Source organism: Pseudanabaena sp. UWO310, from assembly GCF_006861605.1.
Taxonomy (GTDB): Bacteria; Cyanobacteriota; Cyanobacteriia; order Pseudanabaenales; family Pseudanabaenaceae; genus Pseudanabaena.
The window spans coordinates 1-18,801 of the sequence record NZ_SELU01000048.1 but is presented as its reverse complement, the minus strand read 5'-3'; the positions used below and the strand labels follow the sequence as shown (position 1 = coordinate 18,801).

The 18,801-nt window shown below is 41.3% G+C and carries 13 protein-coding genes and 3 pseudogenes; 12 read left to right on the top strand and 4 right to left on the bottom strand.

Features of this window, described 5'->3' with window-relative positions:
- The 5 genes and pseudogenes from PseudUWO310_RS15705 (at position 1) to PseudUWO310_RS15685 (ending at position 7,768) form a co-directional block, all read left to right on the top strand.
- Positions 1-1,581: pseudogene (locus PseudUWO310_RS15705) on the top strand (GMC oxidoreductase).
- A 191-nt stretch (positions 1,582-1,772) separates the two neighbouring features.
- A complete protein-coding gene (locus tag PseudUWO310_RS15700) occupies positions 1,773-2,600 on the top strand; it encodes a hypothetical protein (protein WP_142602880.1) in 828 nt (275 codons plus the stop codon).
- Between the two features lie 172 nt (positions 2,601-2,772).
- Positions 2,773-4,317: a GMC oxidoreductase gene (locus PseudUWO310_RS15695; RefSeq protein WP_142602878.1), complete on the top strand. Its 1,545-nt coding sequence runs from the start codon at positions 2,773-2,775 to the stop codon at positions 4,315-4,317.
- 207 nt (positions 4,318-4,524) lie between these two features.
- Positions 4,525-4,878 (top strand): hypothetical protein, encoded by a 354-nt coding sequence (locus PseudUWO310_RS15690; RefSeq protein ID WP_142602876.1) that lies wholly within the window; start codon positions 4,525-4,527, stop codon positions 4,876-4,878.
- Between the two features lie 244 nt (positions 4,879-5,122).
- Positions 5,123-7,768 carry an MGH1-like glycoside hydrolase domain-containing protein gene (locus PseudUWO310_RS15685; RefSeq protein ID WP_223805691.1) on the top strand — a complete coding sequence of 882 codons (2,646 nt, stop codon included), beginning with the start codon at positions 5,123-5,125 and terminating at the stop codon, positions 7,766-7,768.
- A 171-nt stretch (positions 7,769-7,939) separates the two neighbouring features.
- Here the strand turns inward: PseudUWO310_RS15685 and PseudUWO310_RS15680 are convergent, their stop codons facing one another.
- Positions 7,940-8,677 (bottom strand): SDR family oxidoreductase, encoded by a 738-nt coding sequence (locus PseudUWO310_RS15680; RefSeq protein ID WP_142602872.1) that lies wholly within the window; start codon positions 8,675-8,677, stop codon positions 7,940-7,942.
- A gap of 194 nt (positions 8,678-8,871) precedes the next feature.
- Between PseudUWO310_RS15680 and PseudUWO310_RS15675 the strand changes: the two genes are divergently transcribed.
- Positions 8,872-9,774: a LysR family transcriptional regulator gene (locus tag PseudUWO310_RS15675; RefSeq protein WP_142602908.1), complete on the top strand. Its 903-nt coding sequence runs from the start codon at positions 8,872-8,874 to the stop codon at positions 9,772-9,774.
- Positions 9,775-9,960: 186 nt separating this feature from the next.
- On the opposite strand, the pseudogene PseudUWO310_RS23965 reads toward PseudUWO310_RS15675, so the two are convergent.
- Positions 9,961-10,945 (bottom strand): annotated as a pseudogene (locus PseudUWO310_RS23965) (ATP-binding protein); the annotation flags it as partial.
- Positions 10,946-11,210: 265 nt separating this feature from the next.
- On the opposite strand from PseudUWO310_RS23965, the gene PseudUWO310_RS22995 reads away from it, so the two are divergent.
- From PseudUWO310_RS22995 to PseudUWO310_RS15645, 6 genes are all read left to right on the top strand, one after another.
- The gene (locus tag PseudUWO310_RS22995; protein ID WP_190316047.1) at positions 11,211-11,348 is read left to right on the top strand and encodes a hypothetical protein; all 138 of its coding nucleotides are present in this window, start codon (positions 11,211-11,213) and stop codon (positions 11,346-11,348) included.
- Between the two features lie 300 nt (positions 11,349-11,648).
- A complete protein-coding gene (locus tag PseudUWO310_RS15665; protein ID WP_142602871.1) occupies positions 11,649-12,404 on the top strand; it encodes a ParA family protein in 756 nt (251 codons plus the stop codon).
- Positions 12,401-13,462 (top strand): ParB/RepB/Spo0J family partition protein, encoded by a 1,062-nt coding sequence (locus tag PseudUWO310_RS15660; RefSeq protein ID WP_142602869.1) that lies wholly within the window; start codon positions 12,401-12,403, stop codon positions 13,460-13,462. Before PseudUWO310_RS15665 ends, PseudUWO310_RS15660 begins: the two co-directional genes overlap by 4 nt.
- A 216-nt stretch (positions 13,463-13,678) precedes the next feature.
- The gene (locus PseudUWO310_RS15655) at positions 13,679-14,836 is read left to right on the top strand and encodes a DUF262 domain-containing protein (RefSeq protein ID WP_142602868.1); all 1,158 of its coding nucleotides are present in this window, start codon (positions 13,679-13,681) and stop codon (positions 14,834-14,836) included.
- Entirely contained in the window at positions 14,833-15,942 is a 1,110-nt protein-coding gene (locus PseudUWO310_RS15650; RefSeq protein ID WP_142602865.1) for an AAA family ATPase, read from the top strand. The genes PseudUWO310_RS15655 and PseudUWO310_RS15650 overlap by 4 nt, the downstream gene beginning before the upstream one ends.
- A gap of 3 nt (positions 15,943-15,945) precedes the next feature.
- Positions 15,946-16,842 (top strand): type II toxin-antitoxin system RelE/ParE family toxin, encoded by an 897-nt coding sequence (locus PseudUWO310_RS15645; RefSeq protein WP_223805689.1) that lies wholly within the window; start codon positions 15,946-15,948, stop codon positions 16,840-16,842.
- A gap of 11 nt (positions 16,843-16,853) precedes the next feature.
- On the opposite strand, the gene PseudUWO310_RS15640 is transcribed toward PseudUWO310_RS15645, so the two are convergent.
- The gene (locus PseudUWO310_RS15640) at positions 16,854-17,432 is read right to left on the bottom strand and encodes a type I restriction endonuclease subunit R (RefSeq protein ID WP_317845579.1); all 579 of its coding nucleotides are present in this window, start codon (positions 17,430-17,432) and stop codon (positions 16,854-16,856) included.
- A gap of 77 nt (positions 17,433-17,509) precedes the next feature.
- Positions 17,510-18,801, bottom strand: a pseudogene (locus tag PseudUWO310_RS22990) (hypothetical protein); the annotation flags it as partial.

Below are 18,801 nucleotides of genomic sequence, written 5' to 3'. Positions count from 1 at the left end.
ATGTCCGCAGAACTCTTGTCTACAGAACATTACGACATCATTATCATTGGTACTGGTGCAGCAGGAGGAACTCTCGCTTACAAGCTTGCTCCTACTGGCAAAAGCATCTTAGTCCTAGAGCGTGGCTCCTTTATGCCTAGAGAAAAGGAAAACTGGGATACTAAAGTCGCATTCAAGAGCAACCGCTATCATAACGACGAAATTTGGTACGATCGCGACGGCAACGAATTACATCCTGGCATGAGCTACTCTGTTGGTGGTAATACCAAGATTTATGGAGCAGCATTATTTCGTCTGCGCGAGCGAGATTTTGAAGCCTATGAGCATAAGGACGGAATCTCTCCCGCTTGGCCCCTAAAATATCGAGACTTTGAACCCTACTATACTGAAGCGGAAAAGCTATATCAAGTTCATGGCAATCAGGGGTTCGATCCGACTGAACCACCCCGCAGCCAAGATTATTTTTATCCTGCGGTTAGCCATGAGCCACGCATGGAATCCGTAAGCAGATCACTCCAGCAAAAGGGGCTACATCCATATCATACGCCTCTAGGGATCAAACTAAATGAAGTCCAGCAACATCTAAGTGAATGTATTCGCTGTAATACCTGTGATGGATTTCCCTGCCTAGTTCGAGCTAAATCTGATGCTGAGGTAATTGGGATTCTGCCTGCTATACAGCATCATAATTTGACTCTATTAACCGAGGCTAAGGTGTTAAAACTCCATACCAGCGATTCTGGGAAGGAGATTGCTACAGTTGAAGTAAGTGTCAATAATGAGATCAGGCATTTTTCTGGTGGGATAGTTGTTCTTTCCTGCGGAGCGGTGAACTCATCGGCGATCATGTTGCGATCGTGTAATGACCAACACCCAAATGGTTTGGCAAATAGCTCCAATTTGGTAGGTCGCAATTTTATGAAGCACGTACTCGGTTCCATCATTGGGGTAACGAAACAACCCAATCCCACCAAATTCCAAAAGACTCTATCGATCAATGATTTCTATTGGGGTGAAGATGGCTACGACTACCCAATGGGGCAAATTCAAACCCTTGGTAAAGTCAATAAGGAAATGATCGAAGGCAATGCCGCAGCCTATGCTCCTCTTACACCTGAGGAAGTGGCAAGCCATTCTGTAGATTGGTGGTTGACTGTAGAGGATTTGCCTGACTCCAATAACCGAGTTCGTGTCGAGGGCGATCGCATTATTTTGGACTATACCGAAAATAATTCCGAACCCTATGCCCGATTGGAATAGAAGTGGATCGAGACTCTTAAATCTATTGACTGTGGCGAGAGCATTCTGTCTCATGACAGTTATTTTGTCAAAGGTTCCACTAACTATTTTACTGGGAAACTCCCTTTGCAAGGAATTGGGCATCAAGTGGGGACTTGCCGCTTTGGCGAAGATCCCCAAACCTCTGTATTGAACCTTAATTGCCAAACCCACGATATTGATAATCTCTATGTTGTCGATGGCAGTTTTTTCTGCTCGAGTGGTGCTGTCAATCCTACTTTGACTATCATTGCTAACGCTTTAAGGGTTGCTGAACATCTCATCAAAAGACTAGAGGCATGATATGGCTGTTAAATTCCAGAAGTGTTCGTCTCGCCCGAAGCAATCGCCATGCCTTCTCTTGCTTTAGGGTTTAAACGCGGACTTTTAGTCAGAGATCCTGATGGTCATGCCCTGAGAATTATTGAAAAATGAGTGAAGCCCTAGCCAAACAATTTTAATCAAAAACTCTAATCAAAAAATTAGCTATAACAATGAATATTCCCAATCAACCATCATTTATATTTGATCGCCAGCAATTTGCTGAAGCGAGAATCCAACTCCACTATGCAATTCAACCCTTAGCAGCTATCTCCAATGCTCTAGCAGATTCGAGTAATAAAGGATTATTCTGGGACTATGGGCGAGGATTTACAACTCGTGCAATTACACCTATAAAATCATATCGGGTCGCACTCGAACCGATCTCACTAACCCTAGAATTTTTAACTGATCGAGATCAAGTTATTTCTGCTTTTACTTTGAGCGATCGCACATTATCTGAAGCATTTGATTGGATGAAGGCGATCGTTAGTGGATTGGGTGGTGACGCAGATCTAATTACGCCAATTTCCTATCCACCAAACGATTTCCCAGATAGCGATCTTGCCCGTGGCAAAACTTTCCAATTCCTGAATCTAACTTCAAATCTAGCTGAATATTATGCTATTGCCGATCGCATTCTCCAAGATATAGTCCAGCAAGAAGCTATGGTGTCTAACGTTCGCATTTGGCCACATCATTTCGACATTGCAACATTAATTTCTATCCCCGCTAGTAATGGAGAAGAACTATCAATTGGTGTGGGTTTATCTCTAGGCGATGGTAGCTATGACGAGCCTTACTGGTATGTGACTCCCTATCCTTATCCTGAAGATCGCAGTAGCTTACCCGCGCTAAATGGAGATGGGATTTGGCATACAGAACATTGGGTTGGGGCTGTCCTAACCGCTTCTCAATGTGGCGAACCTCAGGCAAGTGCGGATCAAGTTAAAACTTTTCTAAATTCTGCGATCGCTGCTTGTAAACAATTACTGAATTAGCAGGGATTTGGGCTTGGAAACCCAGCCCCTACTTATACCAATTCACGAAAGTGTGACAACACTTTTGTGAATTAAAAACTAAACCTAGCAAGGGTTTTCAAGTTAAGAAATGGCTACGCCATTTCTTAACTTGGTATTATCCAAAAAATGTAGCGATGCAAAAGGGAAATTTATGTCTACTGAACATTACGACGTGATTATTATTGGCACAGGTGCAGGTGGTGGAACCTTAGCCTATCGCCTCGCTCCCAGTGGCAAGAAGATTTTAGTTTTAGAAAGAGGCGCATTTTTACCTCAAGAAAAAGCAAATTGGGATACAGTGGAAGTCTATAAGAAAGATCGCTATCACACTTCAGAAGTTTGGATTGATGATCAAGATGGCAGTAAGATTCATCCAGGGACTGGTTACTGGGTCGGTGGTAACACTAAGGTATATGGAGGTGCTTTACTCCGCTTGCGAGAACGGGATTTTGATCGTGTAGAGCATCAAGGCGGTATTTCTCCCGCATGGATGCTGAAGTATCAGGATTTTGAACCCTATTACACCGAAGCCGAAAAACTCTATGATGTTCATGGTGAGCGTGGACAAGATCCTACGGAACCACCAACTAACTCTCCCTATCCATTTCCACCTATTTCTCATGAGCCTCGCATCCAAGAAATTCATGATGACTTGGTGAAGCAAGGCTTAAATCCGATCAATCTGCCTTTGGCAATTAAACTCAATGAAGTCAATCGTCGTTTAGGAGCTTGCATTCGTTGTAATACCTGCGATGGATTTCCTTGTTTAGTCAATGGCAAAGGAGATTCAGATATAAATTGCGTGCGTCCTGCGATCGCCAAAGATAATGTCACCTTGCTCACTGAGGCAGAAGTATTACGCCTGTATACTAGTCCATCTGGCAGGGAAATTACCAGTGTTGAAGTGAAATTGGATGACCAAATTATTAACTTCTCGGGTGATATTTTCGTGGTTTCCTGTGGGGCAATTAATTCCGCCGTCTTGTTGTTGCGATCGGCTAACGATCAATATCCTAATGGTTTAGCGAATAGCTCTGACCAAGTGGGCAGAAACTTTATGAAGCACCAACATGGTGCGATTATTGGAATTACGCCTAAACCGAATCATAGCGATTTCCAAAAGACTCTCGCCGTCCTCGACTACTATTGGGGAGAGGAGGGTTTTAACTATCCTATGGGACTAATCCAATTATTGGGCAAGGTAAATAAAGATATGATTTCTCTAGATGCTCCTGCCTTCGCTCCAGGGATGGCGCTAGACCAAATTGCACAGCATTCAGTTGATTGGTTTGTCACTGCTGAGGACTTACCCAATCCTAATAATCGAGTTACGATCAAAAATGGATCTGTACATCTCAGTTACACTGAGAATAACACGATCGCTTTTGATCGCCTCATGGATCGATGGACGCAAGTGTTAAAGACTATTAACTGTGGCGATCGCATTTTGCCTCTCTCCCTTTATTTTCGCAAGAAATTAGCGATCGCAGCAGTGGCTCATCAAAATGGGACTTGTCGTTTTGGCGAAGATCCCAAAGATTCAGTCCTAGACGTTAATTGTCGAACCCATGATTTGGATAATCTCTATGTTGTTGATGGTTCCTTTTTTCCCTCCAGTGCAGCCGTCAACCCCACATTAACAATTATTGCCAATGCTTTACGAGTAGGCGATCATCTGATCGAACGAATTAAGTAGCTTATAAAACCAAGAGATAGCGATGCAGGGCAAAGCCCCGCATCGCTATCTCTTTAGTGAGAAGAGAGTAACTTCTCAGTCAGAATTAATCATTCTCTCATTTTTGGATCATGGTGTTCTCAGGCTCAAAGCCCATAATTAAATTGAACTAAAAACAAGTCAATAAAATAATTAGTTTTTTAAAAGAACTCATTAGGAAATAAATCCATGAAAAAAGTACTTCTCACCTTCTTGCCAGCACTATTACTCTCAGCCACTGCGATCGCCCCTGCTGCTAAAGCTCAAGATATAATGCAGATGCCTTCAGTAGAAGTAAAAATGAAGGTAACACTAACTCCTTTTAATCTCGCTTATCTTGCCCATCAAGGATTTCTTGTAGATCAAGGAATTCCAGACTCTGCTGAATTGATGAGAGGTTTTAATGAAGGTAGAATCACCGCAGCCCAAGTTGTAAAGGCAGCAGTTGACTCCAAGAATCTACCTGCTGCTTTTCTGAATAACGACTCTTACATTGCCTCAGTTAAGCAACAACTATATATCCTTACATTGTCAGCTCGCTAAACTGAACTTGTAAAAGTAAATTCTCTAGTAAGTAGCTAGGCATAAGTAAACTTAAAACCAAGAAGCGTGGGTCTCCCGCGTAGCAGACGACCCACGTTTTGGTTTTTAATTATGTTGAACTACTTAGCGCTAGGCGTTGCAGAAAAACATAAATTTTTTTTGATAGTTTTACATTGAAAAGCTATCAAAAAAAATTTATTACTTTAAGAACTAATATCTCTAATGAGTACTATAGAGAAAAATGATGAATCCAGAAGCAATAAGATTAGCAGAAACCCGAGATGGTAAACCTTGGAAGCATTGGGGTTCTTATTTAAGTGAGCGTCAATGGGGAACAGTGCGAGAAGATTATAGCGCTGGTGGCAATGCTTGGGATTATTTCTCCCACGACCAATCGCGATCGCGGACTTACCGATGGGGAGAAGATGGGCTTGCGGGTATTTCTGACCATCGTCAGTTTCTCTGCTTTGCGATCGCACTATGGAACGGAACCGATCCGATTATTAAAGAAAGATTGTTCGGGTTAACTGGTAGCGAAGGAAATCATGGTGAAGATGTTAAAGAGTATTACTTTTATCTAGATAATACGCCCACACATTCCTACATGAAATATCTTTACAAGTATCCTCAGGCAGCTTTTCCCTACGAACAGCTAGTGAATAGGAATAAACACCGCAGTCGGCAGGAACGAGAATTTGAGTTGTTGGATACAGGAGTGTTTGATGGCGATCGCTACTTTGATGTAGTGGTTGAATATGCTAAAAATTCGCCTCAGGATATTACGATCCAGATTAGCATTACCAATCACGCTCCCAATTCACAAACTATCCATCTCCTACCTTCACTCTGGTTTCGCAATACTTGGACTTGGGACAATAGCGAGAAACCTTTACTAAAGGCTCATTCCTCGGATGCGATCGCCGCAAGCCATGCAGATCTGGGGCAAATGTGGCTCTATTGTCCAGAAAGTAAAGAATTACTATTTACAGAAAACGAAACCAACTATCAGCACCTTTTTGGAACTGTAAATAGTTCCCAATATGTGAAGGATGGCATTAACGATTATATTGTCAATGGTAAAGCTTCAGTAAATCCCCAACAACAAGGCACAAAGGCTGCCGCTCATTACGAACTAGCGATCGCTTCGGGCGAGACCAAAGTAGTAAGATTGCGCCTGAGCGATATCGTACCTAATGCTATTAATTTAGGATTGGAAGCCGAAATTGTGGCAAAGCGTCTGAGCGAAGCCCATGAATTCTATCAACAAATTTCACCGTTTGCGATGACGGATGATATGCGAAATGTCCAGAGGCAGGCTTTTGCAGGAATGTTATGGAGCAAGCAATATTATAACTACTCCATAAAACCTTGGTTAGAAGGCGATCCAGCTACGCCTAAACCACCAAGCGATCGCCTCCAAGGACGCAATGCTCAATGGTTTCATTTAGAATCTGAAGATATTCTTTCGATGCCCGATAAATGGGAATATCCTTGGTTTGCGGCTTGGGATTTGGCTTTCCATGCAATTCCCATTGCCATGATTGACCCAGATTTTGCCAAACGACAACTGGATGTAATTACTCGCGAATGGTTTATGCATCCCAATGGACAAATCCCCGCCTATGAATGGAATTTTGGTGATGTCAATCCTCCCGTTCATGCATGGGCAACCTATCGGGTTTACAAGATCGAGCAGAAGATGTGTGGCAAAGGCGATCGCAAATTCTTAGAGCGCGTTTTTCAGAAACTTCTATTAAACTTTACTTGGTGGGTAAATCGCAAAGATCGCGACGGCAAAAATGTTTTTGAAGGCGGCTTTTTGGGATTGGATAACATTGGCGTGTTCGATCGCAGTGCCGAACTTCCCACTGGTGGCTATATCGAGCAAGCTGATGGGACTAGCTGGATGGGCATGTATTGCTTAAACATGCTAACCATTGCCTTAGAACTTGCTCAGGGAAATAACGTTTACGAAGATATTGCCACAAAATTCTTCGAGCATTTTCTTTACATTGCTGATGCGATGAATAAAGTCGGCGAGAAGCATACCGAGATTTGGGATGACGCTGATGGCTTTTATTATGACGTACTACATCTCCCCGATGGCAAGCAATTGAAGTTAAAAGTGCGATCGATGGTTGGTTTAATTCCTCTTTTTGCCGTTCAAACCTTAGATCCAGATTTGCTCGATCGGTTGCCCGAATTTAAAAATAGAATGCAATGGTTTATCGAACATCATCCAGAACTAACTCAAAATGTTTCTTGTATGGAAACCTGTGGGATGGGAGCTAGGCGTTTACTTGCGATCTGCTATCGCGATAAACTCCAACGCATTCTTTCCAAAATGTTAGACGAGAACGAATTCTTAGGCGACTATGGCATTCGCGCCCTCTCCAAATTCCATAAGGATTATCCCTATATTTGGAGAACAAGTGGAAGCGAATACAGGGTCGATTACGAACCTGCCGAATCTTCAAGTAGCCTATTTGGCGGAAATTCTAACTGGCGCGGACCGATTTGGATGCCAGTAAATTATTTGATTATCGAATCCTTACAGAAGTTTCATCATTTTTATGGTGATAGCTTTCAAATCGAGTATCCCACTGGTTCGGGAAACTTAATCACATTGAACGATGTTGCCACCGAGCTATCACAACGATTAATTAATATCTTTGTGCAAGATGATCGTGGCGATCGCCCTCTAAACGATCAGTATCAACAAGATGGTAAAAAGTCAAAATTCCATACCGATCCTCACTGGAAAGATTTAGTTTTATTCTATGAATATTTTCACGGTGACAATGGATCGGGAATTGGTGCTAGCCATCAAACTGGATGGACAGGGCTTGTGGCAAAACTAATCCATCAATCGAGCGAATATTCTGATTAAAGCCCAGTAGTTAGCATTGTGTAATACCAATTCACGAATGTGTGACAACACTTTTGTGAATTAAAAACTAAACCCAGTAAGGTTTTGAGATTCCCAAAATGGCGTTGCCATTTTGGGAATTGGTATAAGTATAGTCTGGGATCAGCTATATAGGATTGCTCTCTCGGCTCGTTATTGAGGTAACCAACCTGCAAACTGCTTCTCAACTGCCTTGAGAGGAACCTGAATCTCAGAAAATACCCCTTGGGAAACAGGATCAGGATAGACATCTTCAATACCTTTCTCAACCGCTTGCAAAATTAAATTGGCAACTTCAATCGGTGCAACCTTATCCATTGGAACCGCTTCCGCCATGTCTGTATCCACTGGACCAGGGAATACTCCAATCACTTGAGTTCCTTGTGAGGCAAGTTCGGCGCGAATGCCTTGAGTCAAAGAATTGAGTGCAGCTTTAGAAGCACTATAGGAACTAAAGACAGGGGCATTCGCCACAGACACCACTGATAGAATATTGACGATCGCGCCTCCACCATTATTCTTCAAAATCGGCGCAAAAGCACGAACCATCGCAAGAGTACCGAAGTAATTAGTATTCATCTCCCACTGTGCTGTTGCAATGCTACTCTCGATGAATAAACCACCAGCACCCAATACACCAGCATTGTTAATCAAGAGGGTAACATCTTGAGCTTGTTGAGCCGCAGCAGTCACTTGTTCAGGATTGGTGATGTCTAAAGCAATGGGAATAATCCGATCTGGGGCGATCGCGACAATATCCTTGAGCGACTCAATCGAGCGTGCTGTAGCATAAATGCGGCTTGCGCCTGCTTTGACTAGAGCTTCGACATCAGCTTTACCAATGCCACGATTTGCACCTGTCACAAATGCGATCGATCCCTGAATGTTCATAACAATCTCCAGTTCTGGGTGATGTAGGTTTGGATGTCTTGGGTTACCTATTTTGAGGTAACTTGATTTTTGAAATTTCTGAGCTGGTGTTTGCCTCACCTGCTTTCTATGTTTCTAATATTGACTTATTTAAATACGTTTGATAAGACAGCAAAATGGAATATGATTTATCCTTATTTGGAATAAATCGACCTATGGATCGCCTCGACTGCATTAAAAGCTTTGTGCGCGTGGTAGAAACGGGGAGTTTTTCGGCGGTGGCGCGGGAGTTTGACACCACTCAGCCAGTGATTAGCAAACAAATTGCTGCTCTCGAAGAATATTTGGACGTGCAACTTCTCACCCGTTCGACACGTAAGCTCCAGCTCACGCAGGAGGGAGAACGCTTTTTAGAACATTGCCAATTGCTTTTAGATAAAGCTTCAGAGGCGATCGCTAGTGTGGGTAAGCGCCAAAACCTAGTTGGAAGGTTGCGGGTAAATTGTTCTGTTGCCTTTGGGCAGTATCAAGTCATTCCCTATCTAAAGGGATTTCTGCACTGCTATCCCGATCTGCAACTAGATTTATCAATGAGCGATCGCTTTGTTGATTTTCTCGAAGAGGGTATCGATCTTGCCATTCGGATCGGAGAGATACGCGATCCGACCTTGATCTCCCATCGAATAGGTGTCACTCGCCGCGTGACAGTTGCTTCTGTTGATTATTTTCGCGATCGCGAAGTGCCGACAACACCTGCCGATTTAGTCAATCATAACTGCATCGTCTATTCTAATCTTGCAACGGGTAATAATTGGCATTTTCAACTTCCATCGGGTGGTACAACCCAAGTCCCTGTGAAGGGGAATCTGCAAGTGGATAGTTCTAATGGGATTCGGGAGGCAATTTTATCGGGTTTAGGAATTGCGGTTTGCCCTGTTTGGTTACTGGGCGAACTCATCCATTCTGAAGATTTACAAATAATTCTCAAGGATTATCAGCCCATATCCTTTCCAATTTATGCTGTCTATCGTCGAGGACGCTTTATCCCTGCCAAAGTGCGTTGTTTCATCGAATATTTCGCAAATGAATTTAAGCTTAATCCTTGGGTATCGGACTAAAATAATTAGTGAAATGTAGCGCTGTCGCTATCCACAACTCATTTACTTAAAGTGCATATTGGCTACAAGAAATCGGCAGATATGGGTGCGATCGCTTCGCCTCCTTCATCTAGGGCAAAATGTCCTGTATCGAGATTGAAACTTATTAAAATTCCTTATTTTGCAGTGAAGCCCTGATCTATCCCCGAACGAATCTAGTAGCGCTTGGGCATTGAGATTACCATCATTATCTAGCCATGTAGGTGCTATTGAAGTTAAAGATGCGATCGTAATTGAAGCTAGTACTTTAGGAATAATTTCTCGATAGATCGGATTGGCAATCTGGATACCTCCCCTACTATCTCGGCTACATAAACCTAAATCAAGTACGAAGCGTAAGTCATCTTCGGGCATATTGACCAGTTCCTGCCCTGACAGAATTGGTTGGATAATTACCCTGACTCTATCTTCCCTCAGTCTCTCGGCAAGACTATCCAGATGCGTGTCTTGTCTCTTAATCAGTATTTCCTTAGCTTGATTCACCAAGTCAGGAGTAATCGGAATTGCGGGATCTTTAGTAATATATTCCACAATTTCCTTAGCGATCGCATTGACCAACCAAGGCTGTCCCTGCGTCAAATGAAAGGCTAAATCAACTGCTTCAGGTGTAAATATTTGTCCTGTCAATTCTGTATGTTGCTGATAGAGTTTTCTCACATCCTCAAGGGTAAAGTTACTCAGCGTAAAAGAACGCACTTTAATATTAAAAGGGGCTAGAGGTATTCAAGCGATCGCTTCCTCCTGAAGCATACTTATAATCCCGCACATCTCTCATCCCCACCAGCGCCACTGACTGCGGAAATCCCTGCGGACGGCGTGGAAATCCATCTCTTAGTTGTCGTAGCACAGTCATCAAAGTTTGATTTTGTAAAGAATCTATTTCATCAATAAATATTACCAATGGTCTTAATGAAGTCTCCGACCATACCTTTAAAAAATTACCGATATACTGTGTTGGCTGATTTAGATCGTAGGTTGGTGGTTTTAGTTCGTCTGGTAGCCAGAAATCTGCCGCATCTCGCCAAGCCGCTAAAATTACCTGTTCAGCTTTTTCAGGTTCATCGGGGCAAGTTGATCCCACTTCCGCCGACACCATTACCGACGTATATGCACCACTTGCTGTGAGTTCCTCATATCGCAACGCGCCAAGCAAGTTCCTGAAACCTTGAATTGACATTTATTTGCTTGTAAGATAGTTCTATAACAAGTTAGTTTTTTGTGTTAGGTTTACTAGCATCGTTTACCAAGTTGTATCAATACCTAGCAATCTAATTGAGGTCTACAAGCAAGGTATGCTGGTTTACAATCGATGTCATCCCACAAACTGCGTGATCGCTTTGGGATGCTTTTTGTTCTGAATTAAGCGAGTTCTTTGTCGAACCTGCGCAAGATGAGGCTTGGGATGTTTTACATTCCTTTGGTCGCTTAACTATGTCCATCATCGCGATCGCCGTAATCTGATTCGCCTCCGTAAACAGGTTGAGGCAGATCGCGATTTAGTTGTGAATATTGATGAGTTTGCGTCAGTATTTTGAGATGTACTAGTGGTTTATTAACAGTCGGGGACTGATATGGCGATTCATGTGATCGTTGCTCAAGTTTGGAAAGGACAAAAAAGTTTACATCGATTCCACCCAACTAATGGGGTTGTGAGCACGAAGCACTCACAATCTTGTTTCTGGAAAAGCTATGAAAGTTAAACAGCTTGAGTTGAATTTGTTGAGATGTCCTTTCGACCACAAGACAGAATTTTTTTGTTTTTTGTTTAGCTTTACACCAAAGCTAATGTTAAATTATTGGCATACTTCCAATCATTTCAGAGGTTAAAAGTATTTGTGACTAAAACTATAGCTATTTTTAATCAAGCTGGTGGCGTAGGTAAAACTACGCTTACCCATAACTTAGGCTACCAAATAGCTAAACGCGATCGCCGAGTTTTATTAGTGGATATGGATCCCCAGTCATCTCTCACTAAGTTTGTCGGGTTAATTCCTTCTGAGTTAGCCAAGACAGTTGCTAATGCGATTATTGACGAAGAAGCACTGCCAATTCACAAAGATTTGTTAGGAATGGATTTTGTCCCTGCTAATCGTTTTTTAAGCGCTACAGAAATGCAATTAGTCAGTGCTTCTCTACGTGATTTTCGGCTCAAAGATGCCTTGGAGTTGGTGCATCAGCAATATGATTATATTCTGCTCGATTGCCCCCCAAGTTTGGGACTGCTTAGCTATATTTCATTAGTTGCCGCGACCCATGTTCTCGTCCCTGTAGAAACTCATCTCAAAGCATTTGAGGGAACCGATGAGTTATTGCAGACACTTACCTATGTAAAAAGCAAACCTAATAAACAATTACAGGTGATTGGGTTTGTCCCAACTCGCTACGATGGTCGCAACTCCGCAGATATTCGTACCCTTGAGGCAATGAATAAACAACTTGCTGTATGGGGTAAAGTGTTTGAGGCAATTCCCCGTGCTACAGCATTCGTTGATGCTAGTGAAGAGAGATTACCTCTAGCAGCTTTACAAGCTAAGCATCCTGCTGTAAAGATTATGGACAAAATTATCGATCATATTGAGAAACTGGCATGACCCGAAAAACAACAAAGCCTTTTAGCGGACGTATCACTGCACCTAGCGCTCCTTGGCTTGCACCTGAAGTTGATGAATCTCCTATACCTAGCGATCGCCTTAAGTCTGAGGTTGAGATTCAAATTGCGGATATTCATTTACCGCCGAAGCAACCTCGTCGTTATTTTGATGCAGAGGCATTACAAACCTTAGCAACATCGATCGCGCAGCACGGAGTTTTACAACCTCTACTAGTGCGTCCTCGTTCGGCGGGTGGTTATGAACTGGTTGCTGGTGAGCGTCGTTATCGGGCAGCGCAGTTATCAGGTTTAAAAGCTGTTCCTGTAATTGTGCGGGAGTTAGACAATAATGAGGCTTGGCAAATTGCGCTGGTCGAGAACCTCCAGAGAGAAGATCTCAATCCCATTGAAGAAACGGAGGGGATTCTCGATCTTTTAGCTCTTGAGCTTGCGCGTCCGTTGGATGAGATTCCTAATTTACTGCGTCTACTGTTTAATCAGAATAACCGCAGCAAGACGGATTTCAGCAATCCTGACAATCTTGATGAGGTTGATAATAACGTTATTATCAATGGCAAAGACGATCTAGCCGAGACTGATAATAACGTTATTATCAGTGGTGAAGATAATAATAATGAGCTTGGTAAGGCAACTCTAATCCAGCAAATCGAACGAATTTTTGAACAATTAGGGCGGATGAATTGGCAGTCGTTTGTGACAAATCGGTTGCCTTTGCTAAAACTTTCGGAGATTGTGGTTCAGGCTTTGCGTGAGGGAAAGATTGAATATACTAAGGCAAAGCTGATTGCTGGTGTTAAGGATGCAGCGTTTCAAAAGCAGTTGTTAGATGAGGCGATCGCTGATGGGCTATCTTTAAATGAAATCAAGATCAGAATAAAAGAAAGCTCTCAAAAGTCTCTAGCTAGTGAACCAACGGATCTCCGTTCTCGATTTGAGTCTACTTTCAAGGCAGCAAAGTCTTCACCTGTTTGGAAGGATGCGAAAAAGCAAAAGAAGTTGGAGGCTTTGTTAAAACAGTTAGAGGCTTTGATTGGTTAATAGGAGGGATGGCGATCGCCTCAAACAGCAAAAGTTGAGTAAGGGAGGAAGTGGCAATCGCCTTTTGTCATCATTAAAGGTCTTGTAGCCAAAATAATTACGATAAAGGCTTAAAGTAAGTAAGGTAGATAAATCAATAGATATTAATCACCTACTGCATTTAACTTGCTATAATGCTAAAAGTCTAACTCATATTAATTGTAGCAATAAAATTCCATGTCAATAGGTAACAACTTACAAACAGAAGAATATCTTGAAGACATAGAGGATGGAATAGATCCAGATGAAGATGAAAGTATTACTCAACCATTCGATCCTGAATTGATTAGGATTGAGACAAGATCAATGACAATTGATCTATTATTACAACGCATTAAATATGAAGAGCTAAATCTAGCACCAGACTTTCAGCGTAAAGGTGGAATATGGAATAGTCGAACTAAAAGTCGTCTTATTGAATCCTTACTTGTAAGAATTCCATTACCTGCGTTTTATATGGATGCAACAAATGAAGATAAGTGGATCGTTATTGATGGTTTACAAAGACTAACAACTTTAAAGGAGTTTGTAATTGATAAAGATGAAAAAGATAAACAATCACTAAGACTAAGTGAACTCGAATTCCTAAAACTCAATGGTAAAAGCTTTGACGAGTTACCACGAAATTTGCAAAGAAGAATTATTGAAACTCAAGTCACTGTTTATCTAATTGAAAAAGGGACACCACCAGAAGTTAAGTTTAATATGTTCAAACGGATCAACACAGGTGGACTTCCTTTATCCTTGCAGGAAGTTCGACATGCTTTGAATCAAGGTAAATCTACTAAGTTTCTAGAAAAGCTTAGTAAACTTCCCGAATTTAAGAAAGCTACTACAAAAAGCATCTCTGGTGAACGCATGGAAGATCGTGAGTTTGTACTTCGTTTTTTAGCTTTCATAATATTTCCTTATAACGATTACAACGCAAAAGAGTTTGACAGTTTCCTGAGTGACGTAATGGCAAGAATAAATAGAATGGATGAACAATCACTTGCAAACTTAGAGGAAAAATTTAAGAAGTCTATGATTGCTTCACATGAAATCTTTGGCAAATATGCTTTTCGTAAATGTTATAAACTAGATGCGCCAAGATCTCTCATTAATAAGGCTTTATTTGAGTCTTGGTCAGTCAATTTAAGTAAATTAACTGAAGAACAGATTCAAATCCTAATAGAAAGAAAAGATATATTAATTGATAAATTTATTACATTAATGAATGACCGAGAACAAGACCCAAGATTTGACTCCGCGATTTCTCAAGGAACGGCAGACACTAAAAAAGTTAAGCGTAGATTTAGCGCTATTGAGGAATTAATTCAGGAGGTATTATCATGATTAAACAACTTGGCTTGAAAAATTTCAAGCGATTTGAAGATCAATGCCTAGAGTTTGGCTCATTAACCCTACTTACAGGGCTAAATGGCATGGGTAAATCATCAGTGTTACAATCTCTACTGCTATTACGTCAGTCTTATCAACAGAGACTCTTAGAATCTACTGGCTTATCTCTTAATGGAGACTTGATTCATATTGGCACGGCAAGAGATGCTCTATTTGAAGATGCAAAGGAAGATAAAATCGAATTTTTTCTAGCATTTAAGAATGGAACTGATGCGAATTGGAGATTTGATTATGATCCACAGACAGACATATTGAAACTAGCATCAACAGTTAAAACATCTGATATTTATCAGACCAGTTTGTTTAGTGATGATTTTCAATACTTACAAGCAGAACGGATTGGTCCTCGAACTTCTTTTGAGACATCTGATTTTCAAGTGCGTGAGCATCGACAGTTGGGAGTTATGGGAGAGTACACTTCTCATTTCTTATCAATTTTTAGAGATTCCGATATTCCAAATCAAGATCTTGGACATGAAAATGCAAAGTCTTTAAGCCTACTGAGTCAAGCCGAAGCATGGTTAGGAGAAATTAGTCCTGGAACTAGGATTCATATCACTGAGAATCAAGGAATGGATTTAGTTAGTCTAGAATACTCTTTTGGACTCAGTAAAAAATATCGTGCAACAAATGTTGGATTCGGTATTACATACACATTACCAGTAATTACTGCTCTTCTAGCAGCTAAGTCAGGGTCTTTACTATTACTTGAGAATCCAGAAGCGCATCTACATCCTAGAGGTCAAGCTCAGATGGGTAACTTACTTGCAAAAGCGGCGGCTCAAGGCGTACAGATAATTTTAGAGACTCATAGTGACCATGTACTGAATGGAATTCGCTTGGCTGTACATGACGGAAAAATCAGTCCTGACGATGTAAAACTCCACTTTTTCCAGAGAAGAATATCACAAGAACAAAACATCAGTGAAGTTATTTCTCCCAAAATGAATCGAAAAGGCAGAATTGATCAATGGCCTGATGGATTCTTTGATGAGTGGGATAATATTCTTGCTGCATTGCTTCAGCCAATTGAGGAGTAAACAATGACAGTGGAAATGGTTCTAAATGATCTGTCTATTCCCTCTCCTGTAAACGAGATAGGATATGCCAGAAAATTAATGACTGATTTAGTAGATGTTCTTGGCACAGCAATTTTTTATGGAGCTAAGAAAGCCTTACGTTCAGAAGGCAGTTTATATAGCATTGACCTTTCATATAACTATCCTATCGCTGCTTGGTTAAATGATGATCAAGTTGATATTGATGACCGTAGGCTTCTGAGATCATTTGAAATTAACTCACCATTATTAGCCCAAATTAGTGATTCAAGAATTCACGATCAGAAGGCTCTATCTGATTTTTCTTGCCAAGATGAAACAGCTTATGCGCTTGGTATTTCATATCTACTAAATTCTATAGCAATTAGTTTTTGCTCTGATCCCAAATGGAACTATGACTCATTAGAATTAAAGATAGTTAGCTTAAACGACAGTACAGAAGAATTTACGACTAAGTTTGAGAGTATAATTCATGCTAGTAAGGGACAACATATTCGGCAAAACAAAGAAAAAATTAAAGCGCGAATTCTAGCACTACCTTGGCATAATCAAGATGATTTACTACCTTGTTATACTGAGGCAAATGGAGATAAACCTCTTGTTAGTTGGATAGATTCTCTGGGAGACTTACTAGCAAAAGAAATTATTCAAAGTAGGCTTACTCAATGTAAACAAGGGAATTTAGGTAATTACAAATCGGTTGGAGATGGATTGATAGAGTTAAAGATATTTTATGGACCGGGCTACAGAGTTTATTGTGGTAAAATTGGAATAGATAAATACTTGCTTTTGAATGGAGGAGATAAAAGTACTCAATCTCAGGATATTGTTAATGCTAAAAGATATTGGCAAGACTATAAGCAAAAAGAAAACGTTGTCTAATTGTCAAAGCATCAAACTTCTATTTCTGCAATCTTGCGTAAAACTTGCCATGCTACCTCTAACTCCCCCTGATTAACTAAAGGAGCCAAAACCTGAGACATTGCATATTGCTTACCCTCTAACTTCACAAACACAATATCATCACCATTCGTCAACATCGCAAAAGTCGGGCGATTCCCTGCGGGATGTGTACCGTCGCTATTTGGACTGGCCATCAAATAAGCCAAAGTTTGCGGCAACGCAGACCAAACCGAAAGCATTGTTTTCTTTGATTCTAAAACAATGATCCACAGGCGATCGCGCAATACCAACACATCGATGCGCCCCTGTAGAGTCTCTTCACTATCAGAAACATTGATCGCAATCGACTCCTCCGCCTTAATCCGACAAGGAGGATCGTATAAACCAGCGATAGTGAGCAATGGCGAAACTAGTAAGAGCATCACCGTACTCTCTAGCAAATGTCCACCAGAACGATGATAAATATAACGCCGCCAGAGAATATCTAGATTGGCACGATCGCTAGAATTGATCTCTGGTAAATGGTCATGCCACTCTGTAAAATAATCCTTCGATTCACTACGACTCAAGCCAAATTTTCCCTCTGCCTCAGCGATCGTCGTGATAGCTTCAGTAACAGCAGATTGGGAAAGTTCAGCAATAATGATTATTCACTAATAGCCAAAACCGCCAAAGTCGAGAACAATTTATGACGAGCATGATTAGAAAGGCTCGCCAGAATATGGCTATGTAAATAGAGTGGAATATGTTCGGCAAAGAACTCAAAAATACCAACCAAAGTATCTTTAATCGGCAGATTATCACTCAAAAATAGCTCAGTTACACCAACCCAAAGATTAACCAATTCCAAATCAGAAGGCTCATTAAGAGAATTCAGCTTTTCATTAAAACTATGGATCAATTTGTTATACAAATTATCTAATAACGGTTTGATCCAATCAAAATGGTAAAGCAGCACTCCTCGAGGAATGCCGAAATAATCTGATAGTTGACGTTGAGAAGCATTCAACAAATCAAACCCACCATCCGCAACAGTATTAATCACCTGAGCCACCTTGAGTTGTAGAAGCTCCAAATTAGACATCGCTTCCGCAGTAATATCACCAGACTTAATCAGAGTATGGGGTATATTACCAAGATCAAAATCCGACAAAAAGTAAATAATATCACCCTGATTAAAGCGATCGCCTGCTTTCCTGCCAAAACACTGCGTTACCGTCGCCAAAATATGGCGATCGACAAACGCTGCAAAAGCGGGATCTTTATCAGTGGGATGCAAACCTGTCATCGCCACATAATCCGCACGAAGCATGGCAATATTGGCACAGGGAGTCCCGACGATCGCAAAGGTTTTTGCCGATTTAAAATCATTAGACCCACGAGAATCGCGGAACCAAAAACCATCTTGACTCTTGGCAAACTTTTTAAAATCAATCACCCTAGTGGTGGGATCGAGTTCAGTAAGATGAGCAATAATCGCTTGAACTTTAGCTATCTTTTCCTCACGACGCTGCAAACCCAAACGCCCCAGATTATGCACCTGAAAAATCGGTGGCATCACCAATTCACCAGCTTGCTTAAGCGTATGGACAGGATTATTAAGCCGCATTTCCAGATCAGTCACATCAATCGTGGCATCCAGATAAAGATTAGCCGCCGACCTATGAGCAATATTCCGTAAGCTCTCATCTGCGAGAGAAACAGTTAACCGCTCATATTGAATATGCAAATCCCCATGAGTGACTGCCCCAGATAAAATATCAAGAAACTCCACCAACCACTGCTTCAAAACCTCATGGTTAATCTTCCTCTCAATTTCATGACTATTAAGAGTAGTCGCGTGCTTCAGCAAAGAATTAACCCTAGCTAACTCCCGCTTATCCCTACCCTTAACATTTTCAAACTCAGAATCTGCAACCGCATCAACCGTATCGAGAA